The sequence below is a fragment of the uncultured Chitinibacter sp. genome, from assembly GCF_945957625.1.
GTDB classification, from domain to species: Bacteria; Pseudomonadota; Gammaproteobacteria; order Burkholderiales; family Chitinibacteraceae; genus Chitinibacter; species Chitinibacter tainanensis.
In genome coordinates, this window is the sequence record NZ_CAMFLP010000007.1 from 82,361 (window position 1) to 97,276 (window position 14,916).

Here is a 14,916-nt window from a genome sequence, read left to right on the forward strand (position 1 = left end):
CACCGCTCGGCGCAGGCTTAGTGGGTAAATTCAACTCGATAGGTTTTGCTGGAAGCGACGCCCAGTCCATTTTCAATGGCTGGGCGAAATTTCATGGCGCCCACTTTACGCAAAATGGAGTGGCGCTCTTCGGGGGGGATATTGCCGCTGAGCACGTGAATCTGTTGCACTAGGCCGGTGGCATCAATCTCCAGCTCCAGCACGAGCTCGGCAGGGCTGCGGGCAAAGTCACTGGATACAAATTGCGGCTCACTCAATGCCACCGCCTCTTGTCGCTCTGGCGCAGGGCTGGGCAGCGCCCCCATGCTGGCAGCAGACTGCTCCACCGAGTTTGACGCTAGTTGTGCACTAGCGAGCAGATCAAGGGCCGGCTGATACGGCTGCAAGGCGGCGGCGGTGAATGCAGTTGGGTCGGCCAGATTTTGTAAAGGGATTGCCGCTGATTCGGCGGCAGTCTGCTCAGCCGAAGGCGGTGCAGCCAAGCTCACACTCAGCGCCTCTACCCCGCCCGTAGTAGCTGCCGGCCACGGCACACTCCACCCCGAATCCGGGCGTAAAGCCCACAGCAGCAGCCCATGCACACTGAGCGAGAGCGCGATGGGAGCCAGCCAGTGGCGCAATACCGATGGAGCCAAGCTGCGCCGCTGCATGCCATCTGCTTCCCGAGTTAGTACCACCAAATTGTCGCAAGCAGGCCGGCCAGCAGAGCGGCGATCAGCCCCAGCAGATAATTGCGCTTTTTCTGCTCCCACATCAGCCCTTTATAGCCCGCCAGCAAGAGTTCGGTGTGGTTTTGGTTCAGGACTTCGTTAAGCTTGCGCGGCAAAGTCGGCAGCAAGGTCGCCCACTGCGGCGCCTCATGTTTGAGCGTGGTGAGCAGACCGCGCCAGCCGATTTGCTCATTCATCCAACGCTCCAAGAATGGCTTGGCGGTTTGCCATAAATCCAGATCTGGATCGAGCTGGCGACCCAGCCCTTCAATATTGAGCAAGGTTTTTTGCAGCAACACCAGTTGCGGCTGGATTTCCACATTAAACCGGCGCGAAGTCTCAAACAGCCGCAGCAAAACAAAACCAAACGAGATCTGGCTCAGCGGCTTATTAAAGAAGGGCTCGCACACCGTGCGCACCGCAGCTTCCAGCTCTTCCACGCGGGTTTCTTTCGGCACCCAGCCCGACTCGATATGCGCCGTCGCCACCCGCCGATAGTCGCGATTAAAAAAGGCGAGAAAGTTAATCGCCAGATACTGCTTATCGGTATCGCTCAGCGAACCAACAATACCAAAGTCTAGCGCGATATACCTGTTATCCGGCGCCACAAAGATATTGCCCGGATGCATATCGGCATGGAAAAAACCATGGCGAAATACCTGGCTAAAGAAAATCTCCACCCCGTAGCGGCTGAGCTTTTTCAAATCCATGCCCGCGGCTTTAAGCTCGTCGATGCGGCCGATGGGAATGCCATCCATCCACTCCAGCACCAGCACTTCGCGCGCGCAATAGTCGTAAAACACTTCGGGCACGATCAGCTGATCGGAGTCTTTAAAATTGCGCCGCAGCTGGCTGGCATTGGCCGCTTCATGCATTAAATCCAGCTCATCGTGCAGATAGCGATCAAATTCGGCCACCACTTCACGGGGCTTCAGGCGTTTGCCATCCGCAAATAGCTTTTCTACCCACAGCGCCAGCATGCGCAGCAAAGCCAAATCGCTTTCGATCACCGGCAAAATACCCGGGCGCAACACTTTCACTGCCACCGCCCGCCCTTGCCCCCCCTCAGGGGCATGCAGCCGGGCGCGGTGCACCTGCGCGACCGAGGCAGAAGCCACCGGGGTGGCATCAAACTCGGCAAACAGCTCCGCCAACGGCTGATTCAGGCTGGTTTCGATTTGCCGAATGGCGAGTTCCGAGGCAAAGGGCTTCACTCGGTCTTGCAGCAAGGCCAGTTCATTGGCCAGATCAGGCGGCAATAAATCGCGGCGGGTCGATAACACCTGACCAAATTTAACAAACACCGGCCCCAGTGATTCCAGCGCCAGCCGCAAACGCACACCGCGGCTGTCGGGTAATTTTCGCCAGAAAAACAGCGCGCCGATCAGCTGCCGCAGGCCACGTACACGCTCGTGCCCCAGCAAAAATTCATCGAGCCCGAAATGGACAATCACATACAGAATGCGAAAAAAACGCAGCATTATTCGCCTTTGTCCGCCAGCCGCGCCTGTAGGCGGGCCAGCCGTTTTTCCAGTCGCGCCACATCGTGCCGCAAGGTATCCACCGCGCTACAGTAGTCGGCCACCTGCTCTTTACGCACTAGCCAGCGCGCTTCATCGCGCGCGTACTCTGCCGCGGCCGTGGCCAGCCGTTCACCAGCTGCCAAGGGCCATTGCGCCAGCGCTTGCCCTGAGCGCACGACCCGATGCGCCACAATATCACCAGTCCAGCGCGACAGATCTTCGGCCGCATCCCAGGCGAGCGCGCCCAGCACAGCCCCGGCGCGGGCGGCCAAATCCGGATCGCCCGCCAGTACCACTTGCCGCGATGCGGCTTGTGGGTCGGTGAGCCGGGTAAGAAAGTACGCCGTTGGCAACGTCAGCGTAGCTTCCGGCTCCGCTTGCGAATCAGCCAAGCGGCCATCGGGCATCACCACCACGGTGGCAGTGAGCAGCGGTAGCTGCAGCGCAAAGCTCCGCCCGGCCAGCGGCTGCAGGGCCTGCAACTGCTCTGGCGCTTGCGCCAGCAAATGATTGAGCAAGCGCGCCAGCAGCATCAGAATTTGGTCCCTTTATGCAGCGCCACCACGCCACCGGTCATATTGTGGTAATCCACGCGGCCAAAGCCCGCATCGCGCATCATGGTTTTCAGGGTTTCCTGATCCGGATGCATGCGGATGGATTCGGCCAGATATTGGTAAGAATCGGGATCATTGGCCACCAGTTTGCCCATCAGCGGTAGCAGTTTGAATGAATACAGATCGTAAGCCGGCTTGAGTGGTGCCCATACTTTGGAAAACTCCAGTACCAGCAAACGGCCGCCGGGCTTGAGCACGCGGCACATTTCTTTCAGCGCGGCATCTTTGTGCGTCATATTGCGCAGGCCAAACGCCACCGAAACAATATCGAAGTATTCGTCTGGAAACGGCAGCTTTTCTGCATCACATTGAGCTACCGGGAGGGGGTATCCGGAATCCAGCAGGCGATCACGGCCTACGCCCAGCATCGAGCTATTGATATCGGTCAGCCACACCTGCCCCGATTTACCCACTTTTTTGGCAAAGGCCTTGGATAAATCGCCGGTGCCGCCAGCAATATCCAGCACCCGATCACCGGCCTTGGCGCCACTGGTTTCAATGGTGAAAAACTTCCAAGCCCGGTGCAGACCTGCGGACATCAGGTCATTCATTACATCGTATTTTTGAGCCACCGAATGGAAAACTTCAGCGACTTTTTGCGCTTTTTCCGATTCGTTGACTGTAGAAAAACCGAAGTGGGTTTTCGCGTCGCTCATTGCTTTGCCCTTGCTGCTTACAGCGGTTCACGCGATGCGCCGGCGGCGGCGAGATCGCTCAGGTATTGTTGCCAGTTGGCGTCCTGCTGGGCGCCCAGTTCGTATAAATATTGCCAGCTAAATAGGCCGCTATCATGGCCATCATCAAACACCAGTTTGGCCGCGTAATGGCCCACCGGTTCAATCGCGCGGATATTGACGTGCTTTTTGCCGACTTGCAGCACTTCATTGCCCACCCCATGCCCGCGCACTTCGGCCGAGGGGCTAAATACCCGCAAGTACTCGCACGGCAGTCTAAACCGCGCGCCATCATCGAAGGCGATTTCCAGTACTCGGGAAGCTTGATGCAGCGTCAGTTCGGTGGGCTGCGGGGTGTTGGCGTGCAAACCGGCCATATCCAGCTCAAAAGGGTTGATTTGAATAGCCTCCATGATACCGCGCCGCCCTTGTAGCCGCCAGCGAAGTGACGTTGCTTTCACCCCGTGAAATTTATGCCATGAGTTTGCAGACTTGTAATATTAAGTTCACACTAAAGCCTTATTCTCGCAACCAATCTGAATTGAACTTATCGCGCGAGGAGCTGCCATGGCCGCAAACATTCTGCTGGTCGAGGACGAACCAGCAATCCAGGAGTTGATTGCCTTTAACTTGACCCAAGCCGGTCATCACATCATGCGTGCCGACTCGGTCGAAAGCGCGCAGAGCATTGTGCGCAATGCCCTGCCCGATCTGATTCTGCTCGACTGGATGTTGCCTGGCATGTCCGGCATCGACTTCGCACGTAAATTGCGCGCCGATGAACGTACCCGTGGCATTCCGTTGATTATGCTGACGGCCCGCTCGGACGAGCAAGACAAAATCGCGGGGCTGGAAACCGGCGCCGATGATTACATCACCAAACCCTTCAGCCCACGTGAACTGCAAGCACGCATCAAAGCCGTGCTGCGCCGCCGTGCGCCACAAGCCACTGATGATCCGGTAGAAATCCAAGGCCTGCGCCTTGATCCGGTCACTCACCGCGTCTCGGGCAATGGCAAGGCGCTGGATCTGGGCCCTACCGAATTTCGCCTGCTGCACTTCTTTATGACCCACCCTGAACGCGTACATACCCGCGCTCACCTGCTCGACCAGGTGTGGGGCGACCATGTATTCGTGGAAGAGCGCACCGTTGATGTGCACATTCGTCGCCTGCGTTCCTCATTAGAGGGAACTGGCCACGATCATCTGATTCAAACCGTTCGTGGTTCAGGCTACCGCCTGTCTGTCAATTAAGTACAATCCGCAGTTCCTCAGGGTAATGCACTGCATTACCCTGACCTGACGCCCGCTCTCAAAGGCACCGAATGCTCTGGCTCCGCTCCATCGTTTTTTATTTGTCCGTGACCTTGATCGCGCTGTTTATCGGTGGGATTGCCGGACGGGAGTGGGGGCTGACCTTTGCCTTGGTGGTCGTCTCACTCACCTGCCTATTTCATATTTTTAATTTGCACCGCTTGTATCACTGGCTGCAAAACCCGCAAGTCGATAATGTGCCCAGCAGCTTTTTGCTCTGGCAAGAAGTCTTCGATCAGTTTTACACCGAAGTGCGCAAGCAGAAAAAAGCCAAAGAGCGGCTGGCTAATACGCTGGATCGTTTTCTATCGGCCGCCGAAGCGCTGCCCGATGGCGTGGTGATTCTGGACGAGTACGATCGCATCGAATGGTGCAATCCGGCTTCCTGCGATCATTTGGCGCTGAATCGTAAAACCGATACCGGCCAACCGATTACACACTTGCTACGTCACCCTAGCTTGCGTGAATACCTCAAGCAGGAAGACTTTAGCCACCCGATCGTGATTCGCACTACCCGCCCCACCGAGCAAACGCTTTCGGCGCAGATGGTGCCGTTTGATTCAACGCGCAAACTGCTACTCAGCCGTGATATTACCCAGCTCGAGCGCGTGCAAACCGTGCATCGCGATTTCGTGGCCAATGTCTCGCACGAACTGCGCACCCCGCTGACGGTAGTGGGTGGTTTTATCGAAACAATGATCGATATGCCTGCGTCAGACGCGCAAACCCGCGACACGCATTTGCAGCTGATGTACGAACAAACCCAGCGCATGCAGCGACTGGTGGACGATTTGCTCACGCTATCCAAACTGGAAAGCGGCGCGCAAGTGCGCGAAGAGGAAGTCGATATTCCGCAGCTTATGCAATTGCTGCGCACCGAAGGCATGGGCCTCTCGCAAGGCCGGCATACGGTCGAAATCGGCAAGCTGGAACGCGCCCGCCTGATCGGCAATAACGACGAGCTGCATTCGGCACTGGGCAATCTGGTCTCCAATGCCATTCGCTACACTCCGGCGGGCGGCAAGATCACCATCGGCTGGGAGCGGCGCGACGATATGCTGTGCTTTACCTGCCGTGACACCGGGATCGGCATCGCTCCCGAGCATATTCCCCGCCTGACCGAGCGCTTTTATCGCGTTGATCGCGGCCGCTCACGCAATACCGGCGGCACCGGCCTAGGGCTGGCGATTGTGAAGCACATTCTGCACCGCCATCAGGCGCAGCTGTGCATCACCTCCGAGCCTGGCAAAGGCAGTGAATTTGCGGTGAAGTTTCCCGCCACCCGCATCATCGAATAAACCGAGCCCGCCTTGTGCGGGCTTTTTGTTGCCGTCAACGTGGATCAAGCCAAGGCCAGCACTTGCCCTGCCGGACAACTATCCGTACATTGCAGCAATCACGGTTTTTTTGCGCCTGCGCAAAGGCATCAGGCTTGTTTTGCAGTGATAATGCCCCATGTCCTTTGCAACGACGTTCCACCCTGTTTGCATCAGTTCAATACTAATGAGGTTTTTACCATGAGCAGAATCGCAGCAATCAAACCTTTCGGCCAACGCATCTGGCTGGACAACCTGTCGCGCGGCCTTCTGGCCTCTGGCGAGCTGGCTCGGCTGATCGCCGAAGACGACATCGCCGGCGTTACCTCCAACCCTGCGATTTTCTACAAATCAATCTCTTCTGATCCGCTGTATACCGGTGATCTGGCTGAACTGAAAAAACAGGACCTGACCGCCGAACAACGCTACGAAGCGCTGGTTGTACCGGACATTCAAGCCACTTGCGATCTGACTCGCGCCATGTACGACGCCACCAATGGCCAAGATGGCTACGTGAGCCTGGAAGTATCACCAACACTGGCGAACGACGCGCAAGGCACCATCGACAACGCCAAACGCCTGTGGGCCGAAATCAATCGCCCGAACGCCATGATCAAAGTGCCAGCCACTGATGCTGGCGTTGTGGCCTTCGAAGAGCTGATCGCTTCTGGCATCAACGTGAACATCACCCTGATGTTCAACCTGAAACACGTTGATAACGTACTGACCGCCTACATCCGCGGTCTGGAAGCGCGCGCGGCCGCTGGCCTGCCAATCGATAAAGTGCAAGCCGTGGCTTCAGTATTCCTGTCACGCGTGGATAGCCTGATCGACCCACAACTGGAAGCCATTGGCACTGCCGATGCGCTGGCTCTGCGTGGCACCGTGGCTAAATCATTCGTGAAAGTGGCTTACCAGCATTACAAAGCGCTGTTCCACGGCAACCGTTTTGCCGCGCTGAAAGCCAAAGGCGCTAACCCACAACGCCTGCTGTGGGCTTCTACCGGCACGAAAAACAAAGCCTACCGCGATGTGATGTACGTAGAGGACCTGATCGGCCCAGAAACAGTGAACACCGTACCCGATGCCACCCTGGCGCTGTTCCGTGACCACGGCGTAGCCGCAAACACGCTGGATACCGGCATTGATGCTGCCGTACAAACACTGGTGAAAGTACGCGAGCTGGGCATTAACTACAATCTGGCCGGCGAGCAGCTGCAGGTTGAAGGCCTGAAGCAGTTTGACGAAGCCTTTGCCAAACTGATGGAACTGACCAAGTAAGCGGTCTAGTTTTTCAGCAAAAAACCCGCCTGCAGGCGGGTTTTTTATTACCCCACCAGGGTATCTCAATCAAACCATTGACAAACAAACCACACGACAACATACCCATCGACATAAAACGCAGCTTTTCCACCACACCCAGCCCAACCTTCATTAAAGCTTCCTAATTTTGTAATAATTTAACAAAAATGTAACAATAAAGCTGACATTACCTGCCATAATGTTTCCCCTGTTACTTGGTGATTGAATATGCGTAAGATCTTGATTGCCAACCCCAAAGGCGGGAGTGGCAAGTCGACCCTCTCCACCCATCTGGCCAGCTGGTTCTCGTGGCAAGAAACCAAGGTGATGCTGGGCGATCTGGATCGCCAGCACTCCAGCCAGCGCTGGCTGGATCGCCGCCCTAGCAATCTACCCCGTATCGAGCGCTGGGAAATCGGCAGCGACCAAATCGCCCGCCCGCCCAAAGGCAGTCAAGTGGCGGTGCTGGATAGCCCCGCCTGCTTTGGCGGCAGCAAACTCAAAAAAGCCCTGAAAGTCGTCGACCGAGTCATTATCCCGATTTTGCCTTCTGCCTTTGATTTATGGGCCTGCCAGGATTTTCTGGCGGAGCTGGCCGAAACCAAGGCCGTGCGCCGCGAAGAAGTCCAAGTGGCCGCCGTCGCCATGCGCGTGAATCCGCGTAGCAATGCGACGCAACAGCTGGCCGAGTTTTTGCGCCAATTCGAGATTCCGCTGATCGCCACCATCCGCGATACGCAGCTCTATAATCTAACCATCCAGCGCGGCATGACCTTGTTTGATCTGCCCGCGAGCAAAAATCAGCGCGACGTCCAAGAATGGCGGCCGCTGATTCAGTGGGTGCTGCAGCGGTAATCCGCTACAGCCAGCCGGCGGCATTTCGGCGTACAATCGCCGGCTTCACTTTGAGGCCGCCATGCATTTCACCCTTCTTAGCCCGCAACAACAGACCGAACTCGAGCGCGCCCTCGCGCAACAGCACGGTCGCGTGCTAGCGCTAGAGCTGGCCGGCGAGGCCGTGATTGTAAAACGCCAAGAAGGCCGCAACCGCCCACTGGCGTATTCATTACTCAATCTACTCGCCCGCAGCCTGCGCCAGCCCTTGCTGTGCGCAGTGCCCGCCCCAGGTGGCGCCGCTGGGCAGGCGATTGAAGCCCGGCGACTACAAACCCTGCATGCAGCCGGCGTCTTGGTGCCCGAATTATTGGCCGCACAGCCCGGCTATCTAGTGATGCGCAATGTGGGCAAGACCTCAATTGATCATTTGCTCGCACATCAGCCCGCCGATCAGCGCAAAGTGTGGCTGGCGGGCCTGAATGCGATTCTGGCCACTCACCGCTGCGGACAAGCCTTAAGCCAGGCCTTTGCCCGGAATATTATTTTCCACGCCGGTCAGGTGCATTTCATTGATTTTGAAGATGATCCGCTCAGTGTATTGAGCCTTGCCGAAGCGCAAAGCCGCGATTGGCTGTTTTATCTGCATTCCACCAGTTATCTGCTTAGAGCAGGGCCCGCCGAACAGGCGCAGCTATTGGCGCGCTATTTGCGCCAAGATGATCCCACCGTGCAGCAGCTAGTGACCCGCAGCGCCAACACTTTGGCCTGGCTGCGCCACCTGCCCAAGCAGCGTAAGCCCTGGGGCCGCGATGTGATTTCGTTGCAAGGCGCGGCGGCCACGCTGCATGCCTATCGTTGCCTGGATGCGCCCGGGCCATTGGCCCCTTAAAATGCCTAGGCCATGCGCCATAAAAAAAGCCCGGCTCGCGCCGGGCTTTCACTTTAAGGCTGAACAAGGTGACGCTTATTGCTTCACTTTGCTCATTGCCTTCATCAGTGTCGCGCCACTGTCATCGCCATCCAGCGACCAGCTAAACATCCCGGCCAGCCCTTTGGCCTTGCTGTAGTTGATCTTGGTTTGGATCACTTCCGGCGTATCGTAAGACCAGAAGGTTGAGCCATCAAACTTCCAAGATTGCTTGGTCACATCGTGGGTATAAATCGTACCCGCGGCGTTCTTCAGCACTTTGAAGTCTTCAATGCCGCCTTCCCAAGTTCCGCGCGCCGGTTGCGTAGCGGTTTGGTACAGACCATTATTCACGTTTGGCACCCCAGTCCAGCCACGGCCATAGAATGGCACCCCGAGCACAATCTTATTGGCCGGGAAGCCTGCCGCGGTCAGATTGGTCACCGCATCATCGATGGTGTAATACGAAGCCACACCCCGTTGCCCGGTTACCGGATCAAGATAATTCGGGCTCTTCGGATCAGCGTACAGATTCGAGTGGAAGTCGGTCTTGGCATTTGGATTGGCATGATTTTCATACGCGCTATCCATATAGGTGGTGCTGGTGTATTCCCAGCCGCCATGGAAGTCGTAGGTCATCAGGTTAATCCAATCCAGATACTGGCTGTACTTGGCTGGCTCAGTCATCTCGATCTTGTCTTTACCCGCCGACATCGCCGCGGTCAGATAGTACTTCTTGTTGCCATTGGCGGCGCTCAGCGCATTCAGTTGCGCGCGGAACTCGGCCATCAGCAGGGTGAAGTTTTGCTTATCTTCCGCCGAAACGGTGTTGTAGGGCTGACCGACAACGCCTGGGAATTCCCAATCCACATCAATCCCGTCAAACACGCCCGCTAGCGAGCCCGACCCACCGCGGCCGCTATACGAAGGCAGATTGCCCTTGATATAGATATCCAGACACGAAGCGACCAATTGTTTGCGTAGCGCATCGGTTTTCGCCGCCGCCGAGAACCATTTCGACCAAGTCCAGCCCCCGAGCGAGATAAACACTTTCAGGTTCGGGAATTTCGCTTTCAGGTCTTTGAGCTCGTGGAAATTCCCAGCCAGCGGCGTTTCCCAAGTGATGGCGTTGGCAGGGTTTACTTGCCGAGCCGGTGGGCGGCCATAATCGGCCCAGGCATCGCCCCCCGTACCCGCATCGGGTGCATTCGGGTTGGTGGCGCCTTGCTCCAGCTTATCGATCCCGGCTGCACATTCGTAGCCGCCGTTTTTCTGATAGATATTGCCGAAAGCGTAGTTCAGGAAGGTCATTTGTGCGGCGGAGCCGTTGTTCACAAAATCCACCACCTCAAAGCTACGACCATACACGCCCCACTGGGCAAAGTAAGAACCAACTTGCTTCTCGCTTGGCGCGGGAACCGCGCCACCCGGTACGGTTGGCGCTGGCGTATTGGTAACGGCAGGGCTGGTCGGCGTTGGCGTTGTGCCACCCGGGGTAACGACTGGGGTTGCGGTGGGGACTGCCGGCGTTACGACCGGGGTTACGACTGGCGTAGCCGTTGGTGTGGCGGTAGGTGCTGGAGTTGCAGTACCACACGCGCCACCTACTTTCCACAAGGTCGGCGTTGTCGATGGCGTCCAGCCGGCGCCGACATAAGCTGTGTGGGCCGACAGGGCGGTATAGCTCTGGCCGCTATAGCTGACAACGTCTCCAGCCTTATACGTACTACCTTCAGCCCAAACTGCGCAGCTATTGCCCGGCACCGGAGTCGCGGTCACGACTGGAGTTGGGGTCGGTGTGCTCGGACGTGCTGTTGGCGTTGCGGTTGGAGCAATCGTCGGTGCAGTTGTTGGCGCGACGGTTGGTGCGCTGCTTGGCACCGGCGTGCTACCGCTCACCACTTTCCACGGGCCCCACTGCGCGGCACCGGGCACTTCGCCCTGCGTCCACCACTGCGCTTCATACACCACGCCGTTGTAGACCACACGCTGGCCACCGGTATAAATCGTGCTCTTATCCCAGGCGGCTACCCCACCCGGAGTTGGCGTTGGGGTGACGGTAGGTTTGGGGGTTGCGGTCACAACAGGTGTCACCACCGGTGTTGCCGTCGGGGTTACGCTCGGAGTTGGCGTAGGAACAACCACACCACCCTGCGCGTTTTTGAAGATATTCCAGAATTCAAAATTGGCTTTGCTGGCCCCGTTGCTGCTGTTATCGCGATGGAATGACCACCACGCGATCAGCCCCAGGCCTTTTTGCTTGGCAAAATCGGTAAGGATCTGGGCATCGGCCAGCCCAAAGACTTCCGATTGCACATCATTCACGCCCAGCATGGGCGTCACGCCCACTTTGGCCCAGATTTGGGCATCCGTGAGACCGGGGAACAGCGGCTTGATCTGGTTAAAGGTACTTTGCGCGGCCTGTACGGCCAAATCACCCATTTTCTTGCCGGCTGAGGCGGATGAACCATAATCCATCGCCATCACATTGACCATATCCACGCGTACGCCAGCGTTAATGGCCGATTTCACCGCGTTCACGCCTTCGGTAGTGAGGCCTGTTGGCATCACCGGCAAGGTGAATGACACGTACAAATCGGGATATTTGGCTTGCAACTGCTTGATTGCGGCCGAGCGAGTGCTGTTGTAGGTGGCGTTGCTGAGTGAGCCGCCTTCCACATCAAAATCCAGCGCCTTAATCCCATGCGTGGTGATCATGCCGTCGATCAGATTGACCATGGCATCCACCGAGCAAACTGCTTCCAGATACGTGCCGGCAGCACCACCAAACGACGCAATCACGCGCCCGCCCGCTTGGCGGAAGGTGGCGATGTCGGCTTTCATACCCCCATTGAGTATATCTGTACCCGACCCGTCATTGCTGATTGCGCAGCTATTACCATTGGCAATGGTAAACGCTAAGGTCACAGAATTGAGCCCCAGCTGCTGGCGCGCTTGAGTTAGCGAGAGATTATTGCCCGCGTACCACATTTCATAATACGGGGCGACATCGGTGGCCGAAGCCAGGCCGGCTGCCAGCAGCATTGCTGCTGGCAGCGCCTTGAGCGCAAACGACTTGCGCGAGGTTGTGTGCAACATTTCATCTTCTCCATATGTTTTTGGTGGGGAAAATCCCCGGCTGCGCGCATCTTTGGCTTCGCTAGCTCTTCTCTGCTTCTAACGAGCAGATATAAAAAAACCCCCTCTTGCGAGGGGGTTCTTGGTGCCAGATTACTGACGGGCTTTACCCATGGCTTTCGACAGTGTTGCTGCGCTGTCGTCACCATCCAGTGACCAGCTGAACACACCACCGTTCAGCCCTTTGGCTTTGGCGTAGTCGATCTTAGTTTGGATCACTTCAGGTGTATCGTACGACCAGAAAGTAGAACCGTCGAACTTGTAAGACTGTTTAGTTACTGGGTGTACATACACAGTACCCGCAGCGTTTTTCAGTACTTTGAAGTCTTCGATGCCTTTCTCGTAGGTACCGCGTGCTGCGTCAGTCGCTTTCTGGTACAGACCGTTGTTCACATTGGTCACACCAGTCCAGCCACGACCGTACTTAGGAATACCAACCACCAGTTTCTTCGGATTCACGCCAGCTTGGATCAGCAGGTTCACTGCGTCATCGGTGTTGTAGTAAGACACCAGGCTGCGGTCACCGTAGCACTTGTCGGCTGGTTTGCCAGAGCACTTGTACTGTGGGTTGCTTGGATCAGCGAACAGGTGAGACTGGAAGTCAGTCGGGCCTTGTGCGTTCCAGCCGCCGTTGTAGTCGTAAGTCATCATGTTGATCCAGTCGAGGTAACGTGCATACTCGCGTGGCTCAGTCATTTCGATCTTGTCACGACCTACACCGATAGCAACGGTCAGGTAGTATTTCTTCTGGTTAGCGGCAGCCAGTTCATCCAGTTGTTTGCGGAATTCAGCCAGCAACAGGGTGAAGTTTTGTTTGTCTTCAGGCGCTACAGTGTTGTAACCCACGCCTTGAACACCTGGGAATTCCCAGTCGATATCGATACCATCGAAGATGTTCGCAGCTGAACCTGCGCCACCACGGCCATCCACCACTGGCAAGTTACCTTTGATGTAGATGTCGATACACGATTTAACCAGCTGTTTACGCAGCGCGTCGGTTTTCGATGCAGCAGAGAACCATTTCGACCAAGTCCAGCCACCCAGAGAGATGAACAGTTTGGTGTCTGGGAATTTTTTCTTATAAGCCTGGAACTCACGGAAGTTACCGGCCAGTTTGTCGTCCCACTTGATTTGATCAGCTGGATCAACACGACGTTTCGCAGTCAGACCAAAGTCGGCCCAAGCATCGCCACCAGTACCGGCGCCTGGTGCATTTGCATCAGTTGCACCTGGTTCCAGTTTGTTCACGATACCGCACTCGTAACCACCATTTTTCTGGTAGATGTTACCGAAAGCGTAGTTGATGAAGGTCAGTTGCTGAGCTGCACCGCTAGAGATGATGTCGGCAACTTGGTAGTCACGACCATACACGCCCCACTGAGTGAAGTAAGAGCCGACTTGCGCTTGCGCAGGTGGAGGCACTTCTTGACCTGGAGCCAAGGTAGCTACTGGAGTTGGCGCTGCAGTTGGAACTGCAGTTGGAGTTGGCGCTACGGTTGGTGCTGGGGTCATGCCAACTGGGGTTGGTGTTGGCGCTACAGTTGGCGTCGCAGTGACAGCTGGGCCGCACTCGCCTTCGTATTTCCATGGGCCCCACTGATCAGTTGCAGAAGGCGCCTGACCTTGTGTCCACCATTTAGCTGAGTATTTGCCGCCGTTGTAGGCCACTACTGCGCCGCCGCTATAAGCAGCAGTTGAATTCCAGGCCGCTACAGAGCCACAACCTGCTACTGGGCCAGTAGTTGGCGCGGTAGTTGGAGCAGTTGTCGGTGCGGTGGTTGGCGCAGTTGTTGGGGCCGTGGTTGGCTTAGCCGTTGTTACTGGCGTCGCGGTTGGCGCTGGCGTAGCAGAACCAGTAGCAACCAGTTTCCACAGTGTTGGGGTTGAAGCAGGGTTCCAGTTAGCGCCCACGTAGGCAGTGTGAGTCACCAGAGCTTGGTAGTCGTTACCGGCATATGAAACAACAGTGCCTGCGTTATAGGTCGAACCTTCTTTCCACGCATCAGCAGCGTAAGAGAAGCTGGCCACGGCCATCAGTGCAGCAGGAATAGCAGCTACAGCAAAACGATTAAAGTGCGACATAAGGGTCTCCATCCTCGTGTGTTTTTTGGCATTACTCGCGCAATGCAACTGGTACTAACCAGATCCGCCGTGCAGTCAGATTATTGAAAGCATATATCGATCTGCACCTGCTCTTTTCACCGCGCATTCTTCGCTGACCGGTGTTGGACTCTATTAATCTCCAAAGCAAAAACCTTGTCAACACCCCCTGTGATCTAAAAAGTGGTCTTTTTCCAACAGCAAAAAAAACTCTGTAAAAAAACTACCAACTACATGACAAAAGAATTATTGCGCCGCACAACAAACCTCGATCAATAACGAAAAAATAGCGTAAAACCACTGCAAAATGCGATGTGCATCGCAACATTAGCACTCGTTGATGTAGCTTTTTTAATAACGTGATGTAGTTTTACACCCATTCACTACCTAATTTTTTTCTTGGAGTGGCTTATTTTGGCTGCAACTGTGACATAGCACACGCCTGCAATACTTACCCAACATTGACAAATAAAAAACAAAA

Annotated in this window: 12 protein-coding genes; 5 read left to right on the forward strand and 7 right to left on the reverse strand. The window is 56.0% G+C overall.

Going from position 1 to position 14,916, the window contains the following annotated elements:
- Nucleotides 1–17: 17 nt before the first annotated feature.
- From QV747_RS09910 to QV747_RS09930, 5 genes are read right to left on the reverse strand one after another with little or no spacing between them, the layout of a single operon-like run.
- Entirely contained in the window at nucleotides 18–650 is a 633-nt protein-coding gene (locus tag QV747_RS09910) for a hypothetical protein (protein ID WP_273429828.1), read from the reverse strand.
- Between the two features lie 17 nt (nucleotides 651–667).
- The gene (ubiB, locus tag QV747_RS09915; protein WP_273429827.1) at nucleotides 668–2,191 is read right to left on the reverse strand and encodes a ubiquinone biosynthesis regulatory protein kinase UbiB; all 1,524 of its coding nucleotides are present in this window, start codon (nucleotides 2,189–2,191) and stop codon (nucleotides 668–670) included.
- Nucleotides 2,191–2,766 carry an SCP2 domain-containing protein gene (locus QV747_RS09920; protein ID WP_047392624.1) on the reverse strand — a complete coding sequence of 192 codons (576 nt, stop codon included), beginning with the start codon at nucleotides 2,764–2,766 and terminating at the stop codon, nucleotides 2,191–2,193. Before QV747_RS09920 ends, ubiB begins: the two co-directional genes overlap by 1 nt.
- The gene (ubiE, locus tag QV747_RS09925) at nucleotides 2,766–3,503 is read right to left on the reverse strand and encodes a bifunctional demethylmenaquinone methyltransferase/2-methoxy-6-polyprenyl-1,4-benzoquinol methylase UbiE (RefSeq protein ID WP_047392627.1); all 738 of its coding nucleotides are present in this window, start codon (nucleotides 3,501–3,503) and stop codon (nucleotides 2,766–2,768) included. The genes QV747_RS09920 and ubiE overlap by 1 nt, the downstream gene beginning before the upstream one ends.
- A 17-nt stretch (nucleotides 3,504–3,520) precedes the next feature.
- On the reverse strand, nucleotides 3,521–3,898 hold the full coding sequence (locus QV747_RS09930) for a gamma-butyrobetaine hydroxylase-like domain-containing protein (RefSeq protein ID WP_047392793.1): 378 nt from the start codon (nucleotides 3,896–3,898) through the stop codon (nucleotides 3,521–3,523).
- 190 nt (nucleotides 3,899–4,088) lie between these two features.
- On the opposite strand from QV747_RS09930, the gene phoB reads away from it, so the two are divergent.
- From phoB to QV747_RS09955, 5 genes are all read left to right on the forward strand, one after another.
- Complete coding sequence (gene phoB, locus QV747_RS09935; protein ID WP_028450005.1) at nucleotides 4,089–4,775, forward strand: phosphate regulon transcriptional regulator PhoB; 687 nt, start codon at nucleotides 4,089–4,091, stop codon at nucleotides 4,773–4,775.
- A gap of 71 nt (nucleotides 4,776–4,846) precedes the next feature.
- Entirely contained in the window at nucleotides 4,847–6,133 is a 1,287-nt protein-coding gene (gene phoR / locus QV747_RS09940; protein ID WP_051258928.1) for a phosphate regulon sensor histidine kinase PhoR, read from the forward strand.
- A gap of 219 nt (nucleotides 6,134–6,352) precedes the next feature.
- On the forward strand, nucleotides 6,353–7,432 hold the full coding sequence (gene tal / locus QV747_RS09945; protein ID WP_273429822.1) for a transaldolase: 1,080 nt from the start codon (nucleotides 6,353–6,355) through the stop codon (nucleotides 7,430–7,432).
- Nucleotides 7,433–7,681: 249 nt separating this feature from the next.
- The gene (locus QV747_RS09950) at nucleotides 7,682–8,308 is read left to right on the forward strand and encodes a ParA family protein (protein WP_047392631.1); all 627 of its coding nucleotides are present in this window, start codon (nucleotides 7,682–7,684) and stop codon (nucleotides 8,306–8,308) included.
- Nucleotides 8,309–8,369: 61 nt separating this feature from the next.
- Nucleotides 8,370–9,179 (forward strand): hypothetical protein, encoded by an 810-nt coding sequence (locus tag QV747_RS09955; protein ID WP_273429820.1) that lies wholly within the window; start codon nucleotides 8,370–8,372, stop codon nucleotides 9,177–9,179.
- Nucleotides 9,180–9,254: 75 nt separating this feature from the next.
- Here the strand turns inward: QV747_RS09955 and QV747_RS09960 are convergent, their stop codons facing one another.
- Entirely contained in the window at nucleotides 9,255–12,296 is a 3,042-nt protein-coding gene (locus QV747_RS09960) for a glycosyl hydrolase family 18 protein (RefSeq protein WP_273429819.1), read from the reverse strand.
- Between the two features lie 132 nt (nucleotides 12,297–12,428).
- A complete protein-coding gene (locus QV747_RS09965) occupies nucleotides 12,429–14,417 on the reverse strand; it encodes a glycosyl hydrolase family 18 protein (RefSeq protein ID WP_028450009.1) in 1,989 nt (662 codons plus the stop codon).
- Between the last annotated feature and the right edge of the window lie 499 nt (nucleotides 14,418–14,916).